The following is a 25,784-nucleotide window of genomic DNA, read 5'->3' on the forward strand; positions in this document are numbered from 1 at the left end:
TTCAATACAAAATTAAAACTTTACATAAAAAAAACTCTATCATAAGATAGGATTACCTTACGATAGAGTTTTTATTATGACTATTTCAACTTAACAAGTAGTTCTCCTGTTTTAACTTGATTTCCTTCTTTTATAAATACTTTTTCAACGGTGCCTGTTTTTGCTGAAGTAACATTTGTCTCCATTTTCATTGCTTCTATTATAACTAGGCTCTGTCCTTTTTCTACTTTATCCCCTTCATGTACTAGTACCTTTAATACATTTCCTGGAATACTTGCTCCTATTTCATCTTCATTATTAGGATCTGCAAACTCAACATTCTCTTCTGAAATTTCTATTTTTGAACTGCTTATTTTATCTTTTATCTTAATTTCTCTTCTATTTCCATTTACCTCAAACACTAGAGTTTTATACCCTTGAGCATCCAGCTTACCTATTTCAAGCAGCTGAACAATTAATGTTTTTCCTTCAGCTATTTCAATTTCACAAGTTTCTCCTTCTTTAAGTCCGTGGAAGAATACATCACTTCCCATATGACTTAAATCTCCATATTCATTTACATATTTCAAATATCCTTCAAATACATCAGGGTATAGAGCATAGCTTACAACATCATTGTCCGAAGCATTCATCTTAAATTTTTCATCTAAATGTTCTTTTATCTTTCCAAAGTCTTCACTAGGAAGTAACTCACCTGGTCTGCAGGTAATAGGTTTTTCATCTTTCAATACTAATTTTTGAAGTTTTTCTGGGAAACCTCCCATTGGCTGCCCCATCATTCCTTTAAAGAAAGTAACTACGGAATCAGGAAACGGCATACTTTTAGCCTTTTCATAAATATTTTCAGGAGTTAGATCATTTTTAACCATAAATATAGCTAAATCTCCTACCATTTTTGATGATGGAGTTACTTTTACTATATCTCCTACCATGTAGTTTACTTTTCTATACATGTCTTTTACTTCCTCAAATCTATGTCCCAAACCAAAACTTTCAACTTGAGGTTTTAAGTTTGAATACTGTCCTCCAGGTATTTCATACTTGTATATTTCAGCAGTTCCTGTTTTTAATCCGGATTCAAATTGTTTATAAACAGGTCTTACTGCACTCCAATAATCTGATAAAGCCTGCATATCCTCTAAATCAATTTCAGTGTCCCTTCCAGTATTTTTTAATGCTGCAACCACTGAATTTAATGAAGGCTGGCTTGTAAGTCCAGACATACTGCTTAGTGCTGTATCAACTATATCTATTCCTGCATGAGCTGCCATTAATACAGTTGCAACTCCATTTCCAGTAGTATCATGTGTATGCAGGTGTATAGGTATTGATATTTCTTGTTTCAATGCTCTTATAAGTTTTAATGCTGCATATGGTTTAAGCAAAGCTGACATATCCTTTATTCCAAGTATATGTGCACCTGTCTTTTCTATTTGTTTAGCTAAGTTTACATAGTACTTTAAACTGTATTTGTCCCTACTTTCATCAAGTATATCGCCTGTATAACACATACAAGTTTCTGCAATTTTTCCTTGGTTTAATACCTCATCAGTGGCAACTTCCATACCTTTTAGCCAATTAAGTGAATCAAATATTCTAAAAACATCTATTCCAGATTTTGCAGACTGCTTAACAAACTTTCTTATAACATTATCTGGATAGTTTTTGTATCCAACAGCATTTGCTCCTCTTATAAGCATTTGAAATAATACATTAGGTATTCTCTTTCTAAGTTCTTCAAGTCTTTCCCATGGTGATTCCTTTAAAAATCTATAAGCTACATCAAAAGTTGCTCCTCCCCACATTTCCAGTGAGAATATATCCTTCCCTAAAACAGATTGAGCTTTAGCAATTTTAACCATGTCCACTGTTCTCATTCTAGTTGCCATAAGGGATTGATGTGCATCTCTCATTGTTGTATCTGTTATTAGTAATTTATCTTGAGCCTTTATCCAATCAACTACACCCTGCGGTCCTTTTTCATCTAATATCTGTTTTGTGCCATATAAATGTTCATTTGCTTGAAATTTTGGAACAACTGGTACATCAAAGTCATCCTTCTTACCTTTAGTTTCATTTACGACTTTATCTCCAACATATTTTAAAATTCTAAGTTCTTCATCAGCTTTTGGTACTATATCAAAAAGCTCTGGATTACTTGCTATAAAGTTAGTATCACATTTTCCTTCTGCAAAGTCTTTATGATTTAAAACATTTATAAGAAAGTCAACATTTGTTTTTACTCCTGAAACAGTAGTTTCTTTTACCGAACGAATGGATTTTCTTATTGCATCCTTAAATGTCCTTGACCAAGCTATTGTTTTAACAAGCAAACTATCATAATAAGGACTTATAACTGCTCCTGTAAATCCATTTCCACCATCAAGTCTTATACCAAAACCAGAACCAGTTCTGTATACATCTATTCTACCTGTATCAGGTGCAAAGTTATTCATAGGATCTTCCGTTGTTATCCTGCACTGTATTGCATATCCCCTAGGCTTTATATCTTCTTGTGAGTAAATTCCAATTTCTTTAGAATCTAAACTATATCCTTCAGCTATTAAAATTTGACTTTGAACAATATCTATTCCTGTAACCATTTCAGTTATTGTATGTTCAACTTGAATTCTTGGATTCATCTCTATAAAGTAGTAGTTCAAGTTTTTATCAACCAAAAATTCTAGTGTACCTGCACTTCTATAATTTACTGACTTAGCTACTTTAAGTGCATCCTTGCAAATGGCATTTCTCTTTTCTTCTGGCAAAGCTACTGCCGGTGTAAACTCTATAACTTTTTGATGTCTTCTTTGTATAGAACAATCTCTTTCATGCAAATGTACTATATTGCCATATTTATCTCCTAAAACTTGCACTTCAATGTGTTTAGGACTTTCTAAATACTTCTCAATAAACATGTCATCTATACCAAAGGCTTTTTTTGCTTCATTTTTAGCACTCCTGTATGCTTGCAAGAGGTCTTCTGCCTTGTACACAATTCTCATACCTCTTCCACCACCGCCTGCTGCAGCTTTTAGCATAACTGGATATCCACAAATTTTTGCAAATTCTATGGCCTCTTCTTCCGTCTTTATAGCTTCTTGTACTCCAGGAATAGTTGCAACTCCAGCTTTTTCAGCCATAATTTTGGATTGAATCTTGTCTCCCATTTTATTCATCATTTCATCTGTAGGTCCTATAAATTCAATCCCAGCTTCTTTACATTTCTTAGCAAACTCAGCATTTTCCGATAGAAATCCGTACCCTGGATGTATAGCATCAACACCTTTTTTTAAAGCAAGACTTATTATTTCATCAATATTTAAGTATGCTTCAACTGGTCCTTTATTTTTACCTATTAAATATGCCTCATCAGCTTTTGTTCTGAATAACGAACGTTTATCTTCATCTGAATATATAGCTACCGTTCTTATTCCCAGCTCATGGCATGCTCTGAAAATTCTTATTGCAATTTCCCCTCTATTTGCCACAAGAACTCTTTTAAACTTTTTAATCAAATCCCTCAGCTCCTTTTTGAATTGTATAATATTGTATATAACGAATATTTATTAATTAAAACAAAGTTAATATTATTATATATAAGTATCAAAATTATTTCAATTGCAATTTTTTGTTTTTTTAACTTGCATTTTTATATTTATTACACAATCACCTAATACTCAAGCATTAAAAGCTGTAATATATTTAAAATAATATTTTTTAATTAGACTATACAATATATATTGTATTAAAGAATTTGTATGTCAAAACAATAAATTAGCATATGCTATATTACTTAAATTTTAAGTATAGCATATGCTAATATATCATTAATATATGATTCAACTATGTTTTAGTACAAAAATAGTTATTACTTTAATTTTTTACCTTTGACCAAGCTTCAAGTTTGGAACTGCATTTAAAGTTAAATTCGATAAGTTACCTTTTTTATATTCAAAATATGCAGCACTGCCTATCATAGCAGCATTATCAGTACACAATGTAAATTCAGGGAATAAAACATTTATGCCGTTCAATTGTCCCTCTCTTATAAGAGTTTTTCTAAGGTATGTATTTGCAGCAACACCACCTGCTACTGCTATCTTATGTACACCCTTTATCTTACAAGCCTTAATCGCATTATCAACTAAAAAGCTAACAGCAGCCTTTTGAAAAGATGCAGCTACATCAGCTCTATTTATTTCTTCACCTTTCATTTGTTTTTTATTCAAGTAATTTAATACAGCAGATTTAAGTCCGCTAAATGAAAAGTCGAGAGAATCATTATCGTGAAAGTTAGCTCTTGGAAACTTTATTGAATCCTCATTTCCTTCTTTAGCTATTTTATCTATTTTAGGGCCTCCAGGATATCCAAGTCCAATTGCTCTTGCAACCTTGTCATATGCTTCACCTGCAGCATCATCTCTTGTCTGTCCTAGCACTTCAAACTCACCATAATCCTTCATATACACAATAAACGTATGTCCGCCGGATACAACAAGACATACAAATGGCGGCTTTAAATCATTGTATTGTATAAAATTTGCACTTATATGACCTTCTATGTGATTTACACCTATGAGTGGTTTTTTTATCGCATAAGCTAAAGACTTTGCATACTGCATTCCTACAAGTAATGCTCCAACAAGTCCCGGTCCATAAGTTACTCCAACTGCATCTATATCATCAAGTTTGACTCCTGCTTCATCAAGGGCTTGTTGAACAACCATTGCTATAACTTCCACATGTTTTCTAGAAGCTATTTCAGGAACAACACCGCCAAACTTTGTATGTATATCTATTTGAGATGAAATTATATTTGATAATACTTTTCTCCCATTAACCACTACCGCAGCAGAAGTCTCATCACAACTACTTTCTATAGCAAGTATTTTTACATCTTCATTCATAACTTTTACCTCACTTTTTAGTTAAAATACCACAATAATTATACACTAACACTCATGCAGCGGCAATCTACGCTAAAAATGCGCAGCATTTTTGAGAGGACAGAGGACAGAGGACAAAGGACAGAGAAGAATGATTTTTTGCTAACGCAAAAAAATCTTTAAATTTATATAAGTTAGCAATGTTTCGCCTTAGCGAAACAAGCTATTAAAAATTTAATTAAAGATTTTTCGTAGTGCAGCGGAGAAAAATCCTCCTTAATTGTCCTATGTCCTATGTCCTATGTCCTCTGTCCTCTGTCCTTTGTCCTCTTATGTTTATACCAGCTAAAAGTAATATCATTATCTATGGTATAAAAAATCTTCAGTATAACGTATTAACTTATCATTGAAAGCACAATCAATTCAATGAAGTTAAAAACATACATGCTGAAGGTTTATTTAAAAACTATTTTATAGATACAACTCCACTTTCCTTTGCCTGAAAATGTCCTATATTATATGTAAACTTTTTCCCATTTAAGTCCATAAAAATTATAGGCACAACTAGGGATTTAACTTTATCTTTAATTTTTTCAACATTAACTTCCAATAACTTGTCCCCGGCTTTAATCGAATCTCCTTGTTTTACATAGATTTCAAAACCTTCTCCTTTTAAATCAACAGTATCTAATCCAAAATGTACTAAAACTTCTACTCCGGAATCACTTTTTATAGAAATAGCATGTTTAGTAACAAAGGCACATGTAATTACACCATCTATAGGTGAAAATACATGTCCATTTTCAGGTTCTATAGCAAAGCCATCTCCCATCATCCTTTTAGAAAATACTTCGTCATCTACATCATCTAAACTTATTACTTTTCCTGAAACAGGCATCAAAAATTCATCAGTATTTTTTAAATTATTCACCTTTTTTTTAAATATACTAAACATTCTTTATCCTCCTACCCCAATAATTTAATATAATTATCTTTATTTTTATATTTAACCTCTAATTTTATTATGTAAATAGAATTAATTAAGCAGTTAATTAGTTTCTTCTAAATATTTCCCCATTAAAAATTCAAATAACATTATAACATTTGCATAAAATGAAGTAGGTAATTTATTACGATCGTCCATAGTATGCATATCATATAACTTGAAATTAATATCTGATAATTTCTCTAATGTACTTTCAGTTTCCCCTGTAATAGAAATAATTTTTACTTTACTCTTTTTAGCCAATTTACAGATTCTTATTACGGAATCCGTTTCTCCTGATTTTGAAACAGTTATCAAAATTTTACCGTTAATGCTATTAACATCATAGTTTTCACTCATATCCGAAAAAATACACCTAAATCCCATTACTATTAGCTTCCTTGTAATATATCGGACTATAGGTTCTGAAAATGCTACTGCATAAGTGTATATTATGTCTTTTTTATATTTATGCAGCATATCTACAAATTCAGCCATTTTTTCTTCACTTATGAGAGATAATAATTCCTCTATATCAGCTCCAAAATAGCCATTGCTTTTATATTCAGAAAAATAGGATTTTTTACTTCTTAATGTAAAATATAAATTATAATACATATCTATAAATCCAGAATATCCTAACTTTTTAGTAAGACTCATAACAGTAGTAGTGCTAGTATAATGCTGCTTAGCTATACCCCTTACGCCAATACTTTTGACATTATCTATATTATCGATAATATAAGTTAGTATATCTTCTTCCATATTATTTAAATGATACTTATCAACTATTTTATATATATCAATTTTAGACATAAACTTCACCCTTATCAACAAATAGTATAATTATTTACTTTATATTATATAACTATCGTCGATTAATGTAAAAGTTTGTGAAAATAATACCTATCTATTTAAAAGTTACTTTATTATAAATAGATAGATATTAGATAATTACAGGTTAAAATATTATTTTAACTCAGGCCAGTATTCTTTATTTGCTTTCATTAATTCATCTAGAATTTTTTTAGCTATTCCTGCACTAGGAACTGTTTTAGAAAGAGTAATTGCCTGCCACAATTTTTGATAAGATCTTTCTACCCAAGCCTCTACAACTAGCTTTTCAACTGAAACCTGCTGTTCCATCAATCCTTTCTGAAATTGAGGAATTTTTCCTACACATAATGGTTCTGGTCCTGAACTTCCAACAAGACAAGGTATTTCAACCATTGCTGTAGGATCAAAGTTTTGAATAGCTCCATTGTTCTCCACAATCAACAGCATTCTCTCATGTGTATTAAATGCTATAGCAGTTGCAAGATCAACTATATAAGAAGCATGTTCTTCTGTATGCAATTTGCAATCCTTAATGGAATTAGTTTTAATAACTTTTCTACATTCTCCAAATACAAACTTTTCTCTTCCATCCATTACTTCATTTGCTCTTGTGTAGTTTTTATCACTGTGTTTAACAGCATAGTCCTGATATAGATAGTATTTTAAATAAGTATTTGGAAGAGTATCTGGATCTACAGCATATACATCCTTTGCTTTAGCAAAAGTTTCATACCAGCTTTTTTCACCAGATTTATCTGCTTCAGTTACATAACCATTTTTTGAAACATATTCTTTTAATTTTGGCATTAGGTCATTTCCAGCTTTATCTTTTATAGATGTCCACCATCCAAAGTGGTTAAGTCCAAAGTATCTTACTATCATTTCTTTTCTAGATTTTAGACCTAGTATGTTTGCCATACGTGATTCTATTCCTACTGGCATATCACAAATATTTAATATTTTTGAATTAGGTCTCAATCTTCTTGTAGCTTCTGCAACTATTGCTGCTGGGTTGGAATAGTTTAACATCCATGCATTAGGTGAATATTTCTCCATATAATCTAGTATTTCTATAACCCCACCTATTGATCTCATTCCATAAGCTATTCCTCCTGGTCCGCAAGTTTCCTGACCTAATACGTCATATTGTAATGGAATTTTTTCATCCTTTTCACGCATTGCATATTTTCCTACTCTTATATGTGCCATTACAAAATCTATATCAGTAAAAGCTGTTTCTGGATCTGTAGTTTCAACAAATTCAATATTTGGTGCTTTCTCTCTCAATATAATCCTGCATGCTCCGGCAACTATAGCTTGTCTATCTCCATCGTTATCATAAAGTTTTATTTTTCTGATGGGGAACCTGTCTTGATTATCTAAAAGCATTAAGACTATTCCTGGAGTAAATGTACTTCCTCCGCCTGCAATTGTTATAGAAAATTTTTTCATATTATATTCCCTCTTTCTAATATTTTTTAATTTATATTAAATTAAAAGTATCTAGCAAATTATTAATTTATGCAGATAATCTATTTAGATATTTATCAACTTTATTTCTTATATTACTTACTTTAGGACCATATATTACTTGAATGTTGTTTCCACTTTTAATTACTCCTGACGCACCAGTACCTTTGAGGATAGCTTCATCTACCTTATCTAATTCTGTAACTTTGACTCTTAAACGAGTAAAACAGTTATCAACAGACTCAATATTATCTTTGCCACCAAGTCCCTCTACAATTGCAGCAGTTAAATCATCTCCAGATTGATTAGACTTACCTAATTTTTTATCTTTATAATCCTTCTTAGTATATAATTTAACTTCATCGTCTTCTCTACCAGGAGTTTTTAAATCAAACTTTTCTATGATAAATTTAAATACAAAGTAATATACTACTATTTCTACTAAACCTACAGCTATGAAAATAGGCCATTTAGTTCTGCTGATTCCAGCTGGAACGTTATAAGCTAAGAAGTCTATAATTCCCACCTGCAGCATAAACCCTAACTCCTAATGCATAGACAATAACCTGAAATAAACCATCTAAAGTTGAATGAACAAACCATAAAATAGGTGCTACAAATAAGAATGTAAATTCAAGCGGTTCTGTAATTCCAGCTAAGAATGAAGTTGCTGCTGCTGGAATCAACATACCTTTTACCTTTTCCTTATTTTCTGGTTTACTAGTTTTATAAAATGCATACGACGCACCAAGTAATCCAAACATTTTAGATATACCAAACAGAAGATATTTTGCTGATGGATCAAAAGCCTTTACAGATGGATCCGCAAGTTGTGCCAAGAATATATTATAAGCTCCAACATATGTATGTCCACCAAGTGCCAAAGTTCCGCCAAGATCTGTATATTCAAATGGAGTCCATATTAAATGATGCAAACCTGTTGGAACCAATACCCTATTTAAAAATCCATATAAGAATACACCTATATAACCAGAAACATTTATAAAGTGAGTAAGTGCTTTAATACCAAGTGCAACAAAAGGCCAAAAGTAACTAAATGCTATAGCAAGAATTAATAATATAGGAATTAAAACTATAAAAACATATTTTGTATTTCCATAAATATTAATTGCTTCCGGCAGTTCTTTATTACAGTATTTATTATGTATAATTCCTATTACTACACCAAGGATTATTCCTAAAAATACTCCCATATCCGTTACCTGAAAACCAAGCACCAGTGCTTGTCCAGTTCCATATAGCTCAGAAGTCTGCTTATATTTTACAAGCCTTCCTGTAATAGCAAGCCATTGATTATTTGCTCCTAAGTATACTAAGAAAGAAAGTAATGCTACAAGTGCTGCTTCCGCTTTCCTTTCTCTTGCTATACCCATGGCTATACCAACGCAGAAAATAACACTTAAGTTATTCATAATAGGCCAAAGTCCGCTTGCAATAAATTTTCCTAAATTAAGTAAAAAAGTATTATTCCCAACAATAGTAGGATTGCTTAATATTGAAGATAGTGCAATTATTATACCTGCAATAGGTAAAAATAATACTGGAACAATTATAGCTCTTGCAAAAACTTGTGCACCATTTACTAATTTCTCTTTCACGATTTATACGCCCCCCTGATTATAATTAAAAGTTCTAAATAAACTACTTATTTAATTATGAATATAATTTAAAACTGTATTTATGTTTTATAAAATGTAGTAATTAATTTAATAACTTATTTTTTAATTGTGCTATTAATTTCTGCACCAGCTTCTATGTTCAAATAGTAACACGTTTACATTCGAAATTGAATACGTTTTAAGGCATACGTAACAGGTTAAGTAAATTCATAACACGTTATGTATATCATATAAAAAAATGCAAAGCGCTTTTGAGAGGACAGAGGACACAAAAACAGAGGACAGAGGACAGGGGACAATTGACAGAGAAGGATGATTTTTCTCCGCTATACTGCGAAAAATCTTTAATAAAAAAAAAGCGCGGCAACAGCCGCGTTATTTCGCTTCGCTCAACTTCTTTTGGGCGCAGCCCTTAACTGGGCTGCTTTATTATTTCAAGATTATTTTTCCCATAACTTTCTTTTCAATTTTTTAACAAGCAAATTATACCTTTCATCTTCTCTTAACGGTGTAAATGCAGGATTTTTAGCAACTACATTAACAAGATTTTTCTTAATTGTTATCTCATCTATAGGAGTGTTTGTTCCAATACAATTATTATCCTCAAACCATTTATCTACCTTACTAAAATATTCATTTCCTTTAAAACTCAGTGGAAATTGGATACTGCAAACGGTGTTCACATATCTCTCTAATGCATCTATCGCCTTTTCTTTCTTTTGCTCTATTAAATACCCTTGTGCAGCAGCGATATGAATTCCAAAAACATCATTTGTGCAAATATCTGTGAGCTTAAAGACATTAATAATCTGAATTCCCTGAGAATAAATCTTTTCAAACAAAACTGGTTCCATAATGTTTAAGGAAAGATAATTGTTTAGAAGTGTTAATATGTTTATTACCTTGTTGTAAAGTAGTATTTGATTCACTTCATTTGCTTGAGCAGCTTTTCCCTGCATCTTATATGCATTAATCAGTATGACATCATCTCCACTATACGGCTCTAACTTATTATCCAATAATCGAATAACTTCTTCGCTATTTCCCAGTGCCATCTCTGCCAATGCTTCCATAGTATTTGCTTTTTTTATGTCAGAAATATTCTCTGATTCCTCTTTTATTCTCTTGCTTAGCAATATACACTGCTGAAAAATTTCTTTCTTTGTTATCTCAGCTTTTGTTAAAGTCGAATAGTTTAATAATAATTGAATCATAGAAAGCAAAAAAGGAAAACAGGAACAGTATTTTTTTATTAACTTGTTACACTGCTCCATTACTTCATCAAATGGCTTTACGGTAAATTCATGTGAAAGTTTATTATAAATTTTTTTAATGTCTTCCTTTGTAAGCTGCGGAGAATATCCTAATAATTCATCCACTGAAATATTAAAATAAGTTGCAAGTTCAGGAAGAAGTAAAATATCAGGATAACTTAATCCAGATTCCCATTTAGAAACAGATGCTTTAGAAGCTCCAATGTAATCTGCCAGCTGTTCCTGCGTTATACCTTTCTCTTTCCTCTTCTTAACAATACATTTACCTATATTTAATTCTTTCATATCTATCACCTCTAATAACATTTTATGTGCTGACTTATTTCCTGTAAATGGACTTGTAGTTGATATTAGTAGAAAAAGTTAACTTGCAGGAAACCTGATTTCATAATTAAAGCCCTGTTTCTTTTAATTAAACAAGGCTTATATAAATAATCTTTAACTTATAATTTAGCAAAATCGAAAAATCATACAATCATTTAAAAGTATTATAAAATACCTCTTCCTATTTACTTAAAGAATCAACATATTCTTTGGCTTCTTTCAATCCAAGTCCAGTAGCAATTCTATATTTTTTTATTGCTTCAACTTTTTTACCTTCTAAAATAAGACTTTTTAATTCGTCCGTTATTGTATCAGGCACTCCAACTTGTTTAGCAATTTTACTTAAGTTTACATTTATGCGTGCTATATCACTTCGTATCTGACTAATACTGCTTACTATCCATAGTAATAATCCTGCTCCTACGAACACACAAATAGTTATATAATTCATAATTTAACTCCTTTCAAGTTCACACAAACTTACCAATGCTTAAATATTATAGATTTATATTAATGAATTTAATAAAAAAATGCAAAGCAACTTTTTTTGAGAGGACAATGAATGTGAGTTTCTTTTAAATTAAAGATTTTTTGTAGTGCAGCGGAGAAAAATCCTCCTTCTCTGTCCTATGTCCTTTGTCCTCTCTCTTCTGAATTGTAAAATATTTCACCACATTGAATAATAATACTATAATGGTATAATTATATATAATACTCGCTACAACATATCAAGACTATTTATCTTTTCATATAACTGCAGTGAAACCATCGATAAATTAAGTTTTAAGGAGGGAATTATTTATTTATGAAACACTTTTTTAAAAATAAGCAATTTTCATTTCAAACAATGCGTTTACTTGGTGCAACTGCATGGGGGGCAGCTGATATAGGAGAAGTCCTATCTACTGCAGGAGAAATTAAAGATGGTAATACTGAAAGTTGGTGTGCTGAATGGACACAGACTGCAAAAAGGCTCGATAATTTTGCAAACTTATGTTATTTCTCAAATAGCTTTATAAGTGCGAGTGAATCATATTTAAGAGCTTCAAATTACTACCGTACTGCAGGATTTTATTTACACGAAGATCATGATAATTCTAAATATTTAAATCTCTATAGTGAAAGTCTTAGATGTTTTTCAAATGTTGTAAAATTAAGCAATTTAGTTATTGAACCTGTAAAAATACCATATGAAGACATAGAGCTCCCGGGATATTTTTACCATGCAAAAAAAACTAAAGATCCAAGTCCTACAATTATAACTTTAAATAGCTTAGATGGTACAAAAGAAGAAATGTATGGATTTGCTATGAGTGCTGTAAAACGCGGAATGAATTGTCTTACATTCGATGGACCAGGCCAAGGTGAAGTTATTATAAAACATCATCTTGTATTTAGACATGATTATGAAAAAGTTATAACACCTATTGTAGATTACCTTATTTCAAGAGAAGAAGTCGACAAAAGTTCGATTATAATTTTAGGTGAAAGTTTGGGTGGTTATCTTGCGCCAAGAGCAGCAGCTTTCGAACACAGGTTAAAAGCTTGCATTGCCAACAGCGGAATATTTGATCTTTTAGGTGACCATATTCCTAAAAACTTACCAAGGAAAAAGGTTTTTGAAGAAGCAGAGAATAACATGGATAAATACAATACAGAATTAAATAAGATTATGGATAATGATACAAACGTGAGATGGTTCATACTTCATGGAATGTACGTGTTTGGAGCCAAAAGTCCTATAGAATTAATACTAAAATGTCAGCACTATTTTCTAAAAGACATCTCAAATAAAATACAATGTCCTACTCTTGTCACAGAGTCTGAAGGTGATTCAACATTTTCCAGTAATCAAGCAAAATCACTTTACAATTCACTAATATGTCCAAAAGAATTTATGCTTTTCACAAAAGAAGAAGGTGTAAATGAGCATTGTCAAGCTGGATCTAAATTAATTGCAAGTGAGCGAATTTTCAACTGGATAGAAAAAATGCTGTAATTATTTCAACTTTTTATATATCATCACCGAGATGAGGATTAATTATGAATAAAAATTTTACTGCACTATTAAATTGGCAGGCGGCTGCAAAATAAATCATTTTAAGGCAGCCCCTGCTCTAACTTTACAAAAAAAGTTATACTATCTTCTTTATTTTTAACCCACATTTCACCATCATGTAATTCAACTATACTTTTAGCTATAGCAAGACCTAATCCACTTCCCCCTGTAGCTTCAGAACGCGACTTATCAACCCTATAAAATCTATTAAATATTTTCTGTAAATCTTCTTTTTCTATGTGTTTGCACTTATTTTCTATAGAAACCAATATATATTCATTTTTCTGCTTGAGTTTAAGGTTTATCTCACCGGGTTTCAAACTATACCTTATAGCATTCATAATTAAGTTTTCAAAGACTCTTACAATTTTATCTCCATCTATGTAAGCACAAACTTTATTACTATAAAATTCTTTCTTTATTATTACATTATTTTCTTCACATATAACATATAACTCTTCAATTAGTTGTTCTAAAAGTTCATCTAAGCATATTTTCTTTTTATTAATTTCTATTGCCCTGTTACTTAATTTTGTGTATTCAAAAAGATCATTTATAAGTATCTCCAGCTTTTCTGATTTATTATAAGCTATATTAACAAATTCTCTAAGCTCATCAGCATCTTTATACTTCTTATCTTTAACTAGTGCTAGATAACCCTTTATTGATGTAAGAGGCGTTCTCAAGTCATGTGAAACATTTGTTATAAGATCATTTTTAGTTTTTTCTGCTGACCTCTCGCTTTCAATTCTACCTTTTAATTCTGAAGCCATGAAATTTATATTATCTGCAAGTTTTGCAAGTTCATCTTTTCCTTGAATTTTTATTCTATAATCAAGGTTATTCTTAGATATTTGCACTAAATCTTTTGATACTCTTTCTATATATCTCATTTTTTTATTTGTCAAAAAATAAAATAATGCTATAAACGTGATTATGCCTTGAAGTATTGAAAGTGGTGAACCATTAGGTCTTATATATGTAGTTTTTTGTTTCGGCATTCCCCTTATTATTAAATAAGATTTTTTACCTGACAAACTTATTCCGCTAATTTCTACATATTCTTGAGTCTTATCTAGTACAATCCTTTTTTTTAATATTCCATTATCAGTATCTACTACAATTGATTTATCATATTGCTTTTTAAACTCGTCAGCCTTATTAACCAAGTCATAAATATCAAGTTTCTTTTCATGTGCATTTTGAGATTTATATAAAACATTTCCACTTAAATCAGTTAAATATACTCTTACCATATCATTGTTTTTTTTCTGCAGTGCATACTCTATTATCTTATTTACATAGCCTTCATTTAACGTACTTAAATTTTGCATTTCCATTTTTATCTCTGAAAGTTCTTCAGAAATATCTTCAATTCCACTGCTGTAATCTACTTGAGCTATCATATGGTTTTCGTTGTAATGTCCATTATACCAACTTGCTGCAATAAATGCAGAAAGCAAACATACAGCAAAGGTAACTACCAATTCTATCCTTATACTTTTAATTACATTATCCTTAGCAAAATGATAAAACTTTAAAACTACTGGGTTAAAGAGCTTTTTCAATTTTATAACCAACTCCCCAAACTGTTTTTACATACTTCGGTTTTCTGGGATTTTGTTCTATCTTTCCTCTTATTTTTCTAATATGAACCATAACGGTATTATACGAGTCATAGAATTCTTCCTTCCAAATACTTTCATATATTTTCTCGGTACTAAAAACTATCCCCCTATTTTTTGCAAGCAGCTCAAGTATATCAAATTCTCTTTTTGTTAAGTTTACTAACTTGTCCCCAACTTTTACTTCATGGGTATCTGTATTTATAATAAGATCATCAATTTCAATTATTTTTTCAGTTTTTCCATTGTATACATCATTAAATTTTGTATACCTTCTTATTTGAGATTTTACTCTAGCTATGAGTTCAAGGGGATTAAAGGGTTTAGCTATATAGTCATCGGCACCCGTTGTAAGTCCTAATATCTTATCCATGTCTTCCCCCTTTGCAGAAAGCATTATAATTGGCATATTTTTATCTTCTCTTATTTTTATACATGTTTCAATCCCATCCATTTCAGGCATCATTATATCAAGTATTACAAGACATATGTCATCATGTTCCAATATTTTTAATGCCTCTATTCCATTAGCTGCTTTTATTATATCAAAGCCTTCATTTTCCAAATATATGCCTATCAAATTTCGTATTTCCTTCTCATCATCAACCACTAAAATTTTTTGTTTTATCATTCTTGTCCTCTTTCATAAATAAAGTTTTCTTTTTTATTATATAAGATCAATTTTCTATTTACTATAAACAATTATACTTTAATCCATAAAAATATTAAATTTAAGAAAAACTTAAGAATTTTAGAGAGTTTATTTTAAGATTTCTCCAATATGCTTATAATATAAAATACAAACGAGGGGGAACTTCTAAATTGAAATACTCAAAAAAAACTGCTTTATTTTTTTCACTTTTGCCTGGTGCAGGACATATGTACATTGGTCTAATTAAACAAGGTATAGAACTTATGGTATTATTCTTTTTTATAGTTTTCATATCACATTCTTTTAACTTTGACTTTTTTAATATCTTTATACCTGTAATATGGTGTTACAGTATATTTGATGTAAAAACAAAAATTGATCAAGGAGAAAATGCAAAAGATGATGACTTACCAATATTTAAATCAAATAGCTTTAGTCAATCTTTTTTAAATAACAATACAGAAAAGTATATAGCTTATATCTTGATATTGATGGGCATTTTTTCACTAATTGATAATATATTTGTTCCTTTTATAAACAGGTATGTTGATTATGAACTAATACGTTTTGTAAAAGACTTAATTATATCAATAGTATTAATAGGCATAGGAGTATTTATGATTAAAGGCAAAAATAGACATTCAAAGTCAGGTGATAAAAAATGAAGTCAAGAAGAGTTGGTACATTAACTTTTGGTATCCTCATGATAGTTTTAGGTATACTTTACTTGTGCATAACAGTTTTTAATCTGCCAATTGAAAAATATGTAATAAATTTATGGCCTCTTATATTGATATCACTTGGAATAGAAACATTGGTATTAGATAGATTAAGTTTAAAAAATAATGTTGAGTTAAAATATGATTTTATAAGTTTTGTTTTAATAATTGTAATGGCAGCCTTTTGTTTTGGAACATATGCAGTGGCTAAATTCTGGGATCACTATCTTTAAAATTAAAAAAGAATGTTTCAAAGTAAAAACTTATTTCTACTTTGAAACACTCTTTTTTTATTCTTGTACTTCAAACTGATCTTTTGGAACCCCACAAAGAGGACAAGTCCATGAATCTGGAATATCTTCAAAAGATGTACCAGGTTTTATTCCATTGTCTGGATCACCAACTTCTGGATCATATACATACCCGCAAACTGAACAAACATATTTTTTCATAAAAACCCCTCCAATTCATTATCACGACGAACTTAGCTTTTCTACTCTATCTTATTTTTTATCATTGATGATATTTTATTCATATTAATATGTACTTATTTAGCTTGCTGAATAAGTAAAATTACAGCATAACATATATATCCTAGTATTCAGCAAGCTAATTTATTATTTAAAGTATCTGTTTAACAAACCTCTAAATGCTGATCCATGTCTTGCTTCATCTTTGCACATTTCATGAACTGTATCGTGTATTGCATCATAATTCAACTTTTTAGCCAATGCTGCCAAATCCTTTTTACCCTGGCAAGCACCGCGTTCTGCTTCAACTCTTACTTCCAAATTTTTCTTTGTATCAGGAACTACAACTTCTCCTAACATTTCTGCAAATTTAGATGCATGCTCTGCTTCTTCAAAAGCTATTCTCTTATATGCTTCTGCTACTTCTGGATATCCTTCTCTATCTGCTTGACGGCTCATAGCAAGGTACATTCCAACTTCTGAACATTCTCCTGTAAAGTTAGCTCTTAAGCCTTCTACAACTTCTTTATCTACTCCTTTAGCTGTACCTACCTTGTGTTCATCTGCCCAAGCCATTTCACCTTCAACTTTTTCTACAAACTTATCTTTTTTAGCTCCACACTGCGGGCATTTTTCTGGTGCCTCTTCTCCTTCATAAACATATCCACATACTGAACAAACAAATTTTTTCATTTTCATATTCCTCCCAATTAAATTTATAATTTTAAAGCATTACTTTTTATTTAATACTTATTACTAATTAATAATTGTTCTCTACCATGTTTTTAGTTTACTATTATTATTTATATTTGTCAACACATTTTTTATATTTTTTTATTTTTTATTTGTATAGGGTTTCTGATTTAAAACTTAACTCATACTCCGGGATATATTTGAGAGGACATAGGACAGAGGACAATGAAGGTAAGTTTTCTTCCTTACGTCAGAAAACTAATTTATTTTTTAGGCTTGTTTTGCTAATGCAAAACATCGCTTAAGCAAGTATCTAAAATCTATGATTTTCAGATAATTGTTTACTTAGTAGAGTACCCTTAAGGAACAAAAGGATATGAGTTTCTTTTAAATTAAAGATTTTTCGTAGTGTAACGTAGAAAAATCTTCCTTCATTGTCCTTTGTCCTCTGTCCTATGTCCTCTGTTTTTATATTACGAATTACAGTGTCAAAGGCTGTATATATTTCCCGGAGTGTAAGTTAAGTTGCAATCTAAAAACCATATAATAAAAACTAAAAAGACAGTAATATTCAATTTATAAAAAATAGAATATTACTGTCTTTTTATTAAACTGCTTCTAAGTCTTCAAATTGACTATTATAAAGATTAGAATAAAAACCTTTTTTCTTGAGCAATTCATCATGAGTTCCTTGTTCTACAATATCTCCATTATCCATTACAAGTATTAAATCAGCATCTTTTATCGTAGACAATCTGTGTGCAATTATAAAACTCGTTCGATTCTTCATAAGATTGTCCATAGCCTTTTTTATCATAACCTCAGTACGTGTATCTACAGAACTTGTTGCTTCGTCAAGGATTAAAACTTTTGGATTTGCAAGTATTGCCCTTGCAATTGTAATAAGCTGTTTTTGACCTTGTGACACATTAGAAGCTTCTTCATTCAAAATCATATCATATCCTCCTGGAAGTGTACGCACAAAGCTTTCAACATGTGCTGCTCTTGCTGCAGCTTTAACTTCTTCATCTGAAGCATCAAGTCTTCCATACCTTATATTTTCTAATATGCTTCCATTATAGAGCCATGTATCTTGAAGAACCATTCCAAATATTGATCTTAAATCTTTTCTCTTAAAATCTTTTATATCATGACCATCTACAAGGATTTGACCACTATTTATATCATAAAAACGCATTAAAAGTTTTACCATAGTAGTTTTTCCTGCACCAGTTGGTCCAACAATAGCAACCTTTTGACCTGGTTTTACCTTAGTTGAAAAATCATTAATTACAATCTTTTCAGGGTTGTATCCAAAATGAACATGTTTGAATTCAACATAACCCTTTACTCTTTCAAGATCTACAGAGTAGTCATCATTTTCCAAAACTTCTTCTTCCTCTTCTAAAAATTCAAATACACGCTCAGCCGAAGCAGCTGTTTGTTGAAGTATATTTGATATATTAGCTATTTGAGTAATTGGCTGTGTAAATGACCTTACATATTGTATAAATGCTTGAATATCTCCAACCTCGATAGCTTTCTTTACTGCAAGCCATCCTCCAAGCACACACACTCCTACATATCCAAGATTACTTACAAAGTTCATAATTGGCATTATCATTCCAGACAAAAACTGTGATTTCCATGCCGACTTATAGAGTGTATTATTTAATTTATCAAACTTTTCAATACTATCTTCCTCACCATTAAATGCCCTCATAACTATATGTCCGCCGTACATTTCCTCTATATGTCCATTTACATGACCTAAATAATCCTGCTGCTCTTTAAAATATTTTTGAGATTGTTTTACTATAAGCATAATCAATCCAAATGACAGCGGAATTATACAAAGTGCTGTAAGCGTCATGGTAAAACTTATGCTGAACATCATGATAAGCACTCCTACTACAGTTGTGACTGAAGTTATAATTTGCGTCAAACTTTGATTTAAAGTTTGACTTATCGTATCAACATCATTAGTAACACGCGACAGCACTTCGCCGTGATTTGTAGTATCAAAATACTTAAGCGGCATTTTATTTATTTTCTCTGAAATATCTTTTCTCATCTTATAACTTACTTTCATAGACACCCCAGACATTATCCAGCCTTGAATATAACTAAAAAGTGCGCTTGCAATATATAAGAAGGCAAGAAAAATTACTATTTTTCCAATATAATTAAAATCTATTCCACTGCCGCTCCCGGAAATCTTACTTACAATTCCCTCAAACAACTTAGTTGTAGCACGGCCCAATATTTTAGGACCTACTATGGAAAAGACTGAACTTGCAGCTGCAAATATAAGAACAACAACAATAGATAATTTATATTCACTCATATATTTTACGAGTTTTTTCATGGTATTTTTAAAATCATTTGCTTTCTCGCCGTGCATCATAGCACCTGGTCCATGATGCATTCCACTTTTCTTTACTTTATACTTATTGCTCACGCTAATTCCTCCTTTGAAAATTGTGACATTGCAATTTCTTGGTAAACGCTGCAATCTTTCATAAGTTCTTCATGAGTTCCACTTCCAACTATATGTCCATCATCAAGAACTATTATTTGATCGGCATCCATAATTGTTGAAATACGCTGTGCCACAATGAGAAACGTACTTGAGGAAGTTTCTTTTCTAAGTGCCTTCCTAAGTGCAGCATCTGTTTTAAAGTCGAGAGCTGAAAAACTATCATCAAACATATAAATTTGAGGTTTTTTAACAAGAGCACGTGCAATAGAAAGCCTTTGCTTTTGTCCTCCCGAAACATTCGATCCACCTTGAGAAATTTCAGTTTTAAACCTCTCAGTTTTTTGATCTATAAAATTAATAGATTGTGAAATTTCTGCAGCATTTAAAATTTCTTTTTCATTTGCATTTTTATTTGCATATTTTAGATTAGATTCAATTGTACCGCTAAATAAATAACCTTTTTGAGGAACATACCCAATTTTATCCCTAAGTTCATGTTGAGATACATTTTTTACACTTACACCATCTACCAAAACTTCCCCATCTGTTACATCATAAAAACGCATAATTAAATTTGCAAGAGTTGTTTTTCCTGAACCAGTAGATCCTATAAATGCTGTTGTCTTATATGGTAATGCTTTAAAACTAATATCCTTAAGAGCATACTCAGAAGCCCCTGGATACTTAAATGATACATTTTTAAATTCAACTACTCCACTCTTACTATCATCAAAGCTTTGAGGATTCTCTGGATCTACAATTGATAGATCAGTTTCAAGTACTTCACTAATACGTGCAGCAGAAACAGATGCTCTTGGTACAAGTATAAACATTACAGCTAGCATCAAAAATGCCATGATTATTTGCATTGCATACTGCATAAATGCCATCATATCTCCTACTTGCATAGTTGAATTTGCAACTTGATGAGCTCCAACCCATACTATAAGTAAAGTAATTCCGTTCATTATAAGCATCATAACTGGCATCATAGATACCATTACACGATTTACAAATAAATTTGTTCTTGTAACATCCTTATTTGCATTATCAAAACGCTTTTCTTCAAATCCTTGTGTATTAAAAGCCCTTATTACCATCATCCCTGAAAGGCTTTCACGTGTTACAAGGTTAAGTTTATCTATAAGCTTTTGTATTATCTTAAACTTTGGAATTGCAACTGCAAATATTACTAAAATTAATCCCAGCAAAACTATAATTGCAAGTGCTATAATCCATGACATTGACTGACTTTTTCCCATAGCCCTTATTACACCGCCAATTCCCATGATAGGTGCATAAAATACCATTCTTATCATAATTACCATAAGCATTTGTATTTGTGTAATATCGTTTGTACTCCTCGTTATAAGTGATGCCGTAGAAAAACTATCAAATTCTGCATTTGAAAAATTCTCAACTTTTTTAAATATATCTCTGCGCAAGTTTTTTGCAAGGCCTGCTGCCGTTCTAGATGCTAAAAATCCAACTGCAACAGTACATATACCTCCAAGTAAAGATATTAAGAGCATAATTATCCCAGTTTTTATTATATAATTGTTCTGCAGCTTGTTAGTATTCATTCCAAGTGCCTTATACTCTGATTTAATTAATGGTGCTGCAGATTGAGTAATCATATTTTCACCTAAACTTGAAGTTTTTTTGTTCATCTCATCAATTAACTTTGAACGCTTACCATCAGGTATCTTGGAAATCATCCCAAATAAATCTGCATTGGCTGGTATTTTCATTCCATTAAAATTAATTACTCCATTTTTGCTAGTAGATTTAATTTTCTCAACACCTGAAACATCAAGCATAGCCTTACCCATTATTGAATTCAATTTTTCGCTCTCAGTTTTATCAACATTTTTAAGTACATAAATTGGTTCATTTTTAAGATTAGGATACTTTTTTGAGTAAATATCATAATCTTTGCTTGACTTATCTACAAGTGTATAATCTTGTGATACTTCACTTTTATCACTTTCACTCATAAATATTTGTATTTTATTCATTTGGCTTTGTCTTAGTGATTCTGGAACTGCATTTACAATACCGCCTTGTTGTATACCATTATTTACAATGTTAGATGTGTAATCTGGAAGTGCAAGATCACACATAGCTTGCACAAACAAGAGCAGTATTGCAGCAAAAATCATTCCTGTGAATGGTTTTAAATGTTTTAATAATTTAATCATTGCTATTTCTATTCTCCTCATTATTTAATAAAATAAATAGTTTCATTTTAATTTATCTACAAAACTTTGTAACAAAGTTAATCCTTTTAATATCGTATCAATTTCTTCAGGATGTGAATCCTCTATAAGCTTCTTAAATTCTTCTTCAATCCTTTTAAAGTTTTCATGAAGCTCATCACTAAACTTCGGATCTATACTTACATAAACTACTCTTCTATCCTCCTCACTTCTAGACCTTTTAACAAGCTCTTCTTTTTGAAGTCTATCAATAATTCCAGATACTGTACTATTAGACAAACCAACACTTTTACTTAAATCACTTATTCTCATCTTTCCATTTTTATCAAGCATCTTAATTATCATTGCCTGCGGTCCAGTAAGATTAAATTTATTCAGCCTAGCCCCTACATTTTTTCTAAAAGAATATAATATTGTTTTAATTTCTTTTATTATTAAAATACTTTTACTATCATCATACATATCTTCGCCTCTTTTATATTAAAATACTTCTTATGAAAATGTTTCGTATACGAACTTTCGTATACGAAACATTTTACTCTAAATTCTTGTTTTAATCAATATATTTTTATTAAATTACTACAGTCTCTACTACAACTTGACATAAATACCCACCATAGTATTATAATTTAAAGTAATACGAATACATGTTAGGAGGCAATATTTATGGATAAAATCAAAATAATTGTAGTAAACAGTATTATTATAATTTGTTTAAATTTTATTTTATTTTTAGCTCATTGGGGAAATTTAAAATTTGTCGCAGTATCATCACTTGGGAGTATTTTAATTTTAATAATATGTAACTACTTTTTATTTAATAAACCTAAAGAAAAGATATATGAAAAAAGTTCCCATATTGATAGTAAAGAAAAATATTATGAACAACTATTTTCAAGTTGGCAGACACTAGGATTTGATATTCAACAGCTTTTATGGTTATGTAAGGACAGCACGGAAACCTTATCTAACCTTATTAAAATAGCTAATCAAGTAAAAGATTACAGTGATCAAAATAATGCCAATACACAAGAAATAAATGCTGGAATAAATCAGTTTGTTGATATAACAGAAAAACTCAATAATGATGTAACAAGAATGGACCAAAACTCCAAAAAATCATTTGATATACTGAAAAAAAATAAAGGTGAATTAGATACCATTAGCAGCAGACTATCTCATTTAGGTAGTAGTATGGAGAAACTATCTAGCGGAAACTTAAAATTGAAGGATTCATCAAAAAAAATTGCTGATTTTATAAACTATATAAGTCAAATATCCGGTCAAACAAACTTACTCGCATTAAATGCATCTATTGAAGCTGCAAGAGCGGGAGAATCCGGAAAAGGATTTGCTGTAGTAGCTCAAGAAATCAGAAAGTTGTCAGAAGAAACTGAAAAGGCAGTTTCACAAATTGAAGCCATAGTTAAAGAAATTCTTCTTGGAATCAATGAGTCAAATAACTCCATAGTTAGTTTTACAAATCAAATTAACGAGTTTCAAGTTTCAGCTAAAGAATCTTACAAATTAATATCCCAAATAGAATTTATAGTAAATGACATAGTTAAATCAATATCTAATTTAAAAAATGTTTCTGCAGGACAAGTTAATCTTGCAAGTCAAATGGAATCAGCCGTTAATACAGTAACAGCTGCAGTAGAAAAAACTTATGGTATAACATTAGATTCTATACAAATGGTAAACTTACAAGAAAGTAAAAATAATGATTTATTAAATTATTGTCATAAGTTAAGTAATTCAGGGGACCGTATCCAAGAGTTTGTAGCTAAACTAAAAAAAGATAATGAAATAATATTTGGAATAAACCCCTTTACTTATCCAGAGAATATAAAAAATATGTATATTCCTATACTTGAAAGAGTATGCAAAAGTATAGGATATAAAGCCAATGTAGTAATATTAAAAGATTATACAGCTTTAGAGAAAAGTATAGAAAATAATACTATTGATATAGGATGGTTCTCACCTTTTGCCTACGTAGATGCCCATGAAAAAATCAATGTAATACCAATTGCCACACCTAAAGTCAATGGTACAAACTACTATAATGGGTACATAGTAACAAAAAATAATAGTGGAATTAAAACCGTTAGTGACTTAAAAGATAAATCTTTTGGATATGTAGATAAAAAAAGTGCTTCTGGTTATTTATATGCTAGAAATATATTAAAAACAAATAATATGAATCCTGACACCACTTTTAGCAAAGTCTCATTTTTAGGAAGTCATGATAACGTAATCAAAGCGGTTTTATCTGGAGAAATTGACGCTGGAGCAACTTATAATGAAGCAATGGATAATGCAAATAGAAATGGATTGGATACAAAAAAACTAACAGTAATTGCTAAAACTGAAGACATACCTAAGGATGTTATTGCGGCTAATCCAAGATTAGATAAATTACTGGTAGAAAAACTACAAAAATCATTTGCAGAATTTAATGATTTTAAAGGGATAAATACCGTTGTTGATGGTTTTGTAATTAGCAAAGATAGCAACTACGACGTTATAAGAAAATTATTAAAACAAAAATAGCTTTAATGTTTACAATGATCATAGGGTTCACGCTTCGTGAGTTAACTTACGAGTTGTAAATCCTATAATTGTAAATATTAAGTCACTCTTTTATACAAACTGCATATTATATGGTATTGTATAAATTTATTCGGAGGTAACCCATGTATTGTTACACTCATGTGAATCAATTTACCTGCATTTTTAATGAACTCCAATTATGGACCCGCATTTCAAGTGAACATCCAATCTTTCTTAAAACTGTAGCTAATCTTGCTAATATTAAACTGCCAAAACCTTTAGAAGATAATCTTGATAATATTCATAAAATGTTTTTAAGATTATATAATAATGTACTATACGTAAAAAAAGATGTAAGTATGAATCCAACCTTATGTGCTAAACATATTATAAATGTAAAAAGATTAATTGATGAATTCTTACTCCACGATACTCATGCTTTATCATTTTATCCACAGCTATTAAAATTTGGAACCCAAAATAAGGCATGGCAAGAACTAATTAAACATATCATTAGCGAACAAACTTTTATGTTTGAATTATTTAAAGACTTGAGACATCAAATATAAAAACAGAGGATAATTGACAATTGACAGAGGACAGTGATTGTTGCTTTTCCTCCGTTACACTGCGGAAAACCTTTAATTATTTTTCATAACTCGTTTTGCTAAAGCAAAACACCGCTACCTAAGCAGACATCTAAAATCTGCGATTTTGAGATGGTCGCTTAAGCAGAGTGTACTCCTGCAAAACAAAAGAGCAGGAGTTTCCTTTAAATTTAAAGATTTTTCGTAAGCTTAGCGGAGAAAAATCCTCCTTCTCTGTCCTATGTCTACTGTTCCCTGAAAATGTTACCAATATTTTTTAGTGTATAAGTTAACTTTCTAGTT

19 protein-coding genes and 1 pseudogene are annotated in these 25,784 nt (G+C 30.6%); 5 read left to right on the top strand and 15 right to left on the bottom strand.

All coding sequences use genetic code 11. The features are described 5' to 3' along the window. Positions 1–80: 80 nt before the first annotated feature. The 8 genes and pseudogenes from EBB51_RS11310 to EBB51_RS11345 all read right to left on the bottom strand — a co-directional run bounded on the left by EBB51_RS11310 (position 81) and on the right by EBB51_RS11345 (position 11,870). A complete protein-coding gene (locus EBB51_RS11310) occupies positions 81–3,515 on the bottom strand; it encodes a pyruvate carboxylase (protein WP_123055060.1) in 3,435 nt (1,144 codons plus the stop codon). Positions 3,516–3,884: 369 nt separating this feature from the next. Continuing rightward, positions 3,885–4,910: a tRNA (adenosine(37)-N6)-threonylcarbamoyltransferase complex transferase subunit TsaD gene (tsaD, locus tag EBB51_RS11315; RefSeq protein ID WP_123054549.1), complete on the bottom strand. Its 1,026-nt coding sequence runs from the start codon at positions 4,908–4,910 to the stop codon at positions 3,885–3,887. Between the two features lie 445 nt (positions 4,911–5,355). Continuing rightward, entirely contained in the window at positions 5,356–5,844 is a 489-nt protein-coding gene (locus EBB51_RS11320) for a PTS glucose transporter subunit IIA (RefSeq protein WP_123054550.1), read from the bottom strand. Between the two features lie 93 nt (positions 5,845–5,937). Beyond that, positions 5,938–6,690 carry a MurR/RpiR family transcriptional regulator gene (locus tag EBB51_RS11325; RefSeq protein WP_123054551.1) on the bottom strand — a complete coding sequence of 251 codons (753 nt, stop codon included), beginning with the start codon at positions 6,688–6,690 and terminating at the stop codon, positions 5,938–5,940. A 153-nt stretch (positions 6,691–6,843) separates the two neighbouring features. Then, the gene (locus EBB51_RS11330; RefSeq protein WP_123054552.1) at positions 6,844–8,163 is read right to left on the bottom strand and encodes a 6-phospho-alpha-glucosidase; all 1,320 of its coding nucleotides are present in this window, start codon (positions 8,161–8,163) and stop codon (positions 6,844–6,846) included. 67 nt (positions 8,164–8,230) lie between these two features. Then, a pseudogene (locus EBB51_RS11335) lies at positions 8,231–9,800 on the bottom strand (PTS transporter subunit EIIC). A gap of 461 nt (positions 9,801–10,261) precedes the next feature. Continuing rightward, the gene (locus EBB51_RS11340) at positions 10,262–11,380 is read right to left on the bottom strand and encodes a helix-turn-helix transcriptional regulator (RefSeq protein WP_123054553.1); all 1,119 of its coding nucleotides are present in this window, start codon (positions 11,378–11,380) and stop codon (positions 10,262–10,264) included. A 220-nt stretch (positions 11,381–11,600) separates the two neighbouring features. Then, complete coding sequence (locus EBB51_RS11345; RefSeq protein ID WP_123054554.1) at positions 11,601–11,870, bottom strand: ribosomal protein L7/L12; 270 nt, start codon at positions 11,868–11,870, stop codon at positions 11,601–11,603. A gap of 354 nt (positions 11,871–12,224) precedes the next feature. On the opposite strand from EBB51_RS11345, the gene EBB51_RS11350 reads away from it, so the two are divergent. After that, entirely contained in the window at positions 12,225–13,418 is a 1,194-nt protein-coding gene (locus tag EBB51_RS11350) for an alpha/beta hydrolase (RefSeq protein ID WP_123054555.1), read from the top strand. Between the two features lie 101 nt (positions 13,419–13,519). Here the strand turns inward: EBB51_RS11350 and EBB51_RS11355 are convergent, their stop codons facing one another. After that, entirely contained in the window at positions 13,520–15,046 is a 1,527-nt protein-coding gene (locus tag EBB51_RS11355; protein ID WP_123054556.1) for a HAMP domain-containing sensor histidine kinase, read from the bottom strand. Continuing rightward, on the bottom strand, positions 15,030–15,734 hold the full coding sequence (locus EBB51_RS11360) for a response regulator transcription factor (protein ID WP_123054557.1): 705 nt from the start codon (positions 15,732–15,734) through the stop codon (positions 15,030–15,032). The genes EBB51_RS11355 and EBB51_RS11360 overlap by 17 nt, the downstream gene beginning before the upstream one ends. A gap of 191 nt (positions 15,735–15,925) precedes the next feature. On the opposite strand from EBB51_RS11360, the gene EBB51_RS11365 reads away from it, so the two are divergent. Next, positions 15,926–16,420, top strand: a complete 495-nt coding sequence (locus EBB51_RS11365) for a hypothetical protein (RefSeq protein WP_123054558.1) — start codon at positions 15,926–15,928, stop codon at positions 16,418–16,420. Further along, the gene (locus EBB51_RS11370; RefSeq protein ID WP_123054559.1) at positions 16,417–16,707 is read left to right on the top strand and encodes a hypothetical protein; all 291 of its coding nucleotides are present in this window, start codon (positions 16,417–16,419) and stop codon (positions 16,705–16,707) included. The genes EBB51_RS11365 and EBB51_RS11370 overlap by 4 nt, the downstream gene beginning before the upstream one ends. 57 nt (positions 16,708–16,764) lie before the next feature. Here EBB51_RS11370 and rd read toward each other — a convergent pair whose 3' ends face one another. The 5 genes from rd to EBB51_RS11395 all read right to left on the bottom strand — a co-directional run bounded on the left by rd (position 16,765) and on the right by EBB51_RS11395 (position 22,800). Beyond that, positions 16,765–16,926: a rubredoxin gene (gene rd, locus EBB51_RS11375; RefSeq protein WP_123054560.1), complete on the bottom strand. Its 162-nt coding sequence runs from the start codon at positions 16,924–16,926 to the stop codon at positions 16,765–16,767. A gap of 165 nt (positions 16,927–17,091) precedes the next feature. Further along, the gene (locus tag EBB51_RS11380; protein ID WP_123054405.1) at positions 17,092–17,637 is read right to left on the bottom strand and encodes an NADH peroxidase; all 546 of its coding nucleotides are present in this window, start codon (positions 17,635–17,637) and stop codon (positions 17,092–17,094) included. 607 nt (positions 17,638–18,244) lie between these two features. Next, positions 18,245–20,065, bottom strand: a complete 1,821-nt coding sequence (locus EBB51_RS11385; RefSeq protein WP_123055061.1) for an ABC transporter ATP-binding protein — start codon at positions 20,063–20,065, stop codon at positions 18,245–18,247. A gap of 29 nt (positions 20,066–20,094) precedes the next feature. Continuing rightward, on the bottom strand, positions 20,095–22,320 hold the full coding sequence (locus EBB51_RS11390) for an ABC transporter ATP-binding protein (protein WP_123054561.1): 2,226 nt from the start codon (positions 22,318–22,320) through the stop codon (positions 20,095–20,097). Positions 22,321–22,362: 42 nt separating this feature from the next. Continuing rightward, the gene (locus EBB51_RS11395; RefSeq protein WP_123054562.1) at positions 22,363–22,800 is read right to left on the bottom strand and encodes a MarR family transcriptional regulator; all 438 of its coding nucleotides are present in this window, start codon (positions 22,798–22,800) and stop codon (positions 22,363–22,365) included. Between the two features lie 204 nt (positions 22,801–23,004). Here EBB51_RS11395 and phnD point away from each other — a divergent pair, with 204 nt between their 5' ends. Together phnD and EBB51_RS11405 are read left to right on the top strand one after the other, a co-directional pair. After that, positions 23,005–24,894, top strand: coding sequence for a phosphate/phosphite/phosphonate ABC transporter substrate-binding protein (gene phnD / locus EBB51_RS11400; protein ID WP_123054563.1), 1,890 nt, complete (start codon positions 23,005–23,007; stop codon positions 24,892–24,894). A 143-nt stretch (positions 24,895–25,037) separates the two neighbouring features. After that, positions 25,038–25,463 (top strand): DUF2935 domain-containing protein, encoded by a 426-nt coding sequence (locus tag EBB51_RS11405; RefSeq protein WP_123054564.1) that lies wholly within the window; start codon positions 25,038–25,040, stop codon positions 25,461–25,463. Positions 25,464–25,784: the final 321 nt, after the last annotated feature.

Origin of the sequence: Clostridium sp. JN-1 (genome assembly GCF_003718715.1) — a bacterium.
Classification (GTDB): Bacteria; Bacillota; Clostridia; order Clostridiales; family Clostridiaceae; genus Clostridium_AV.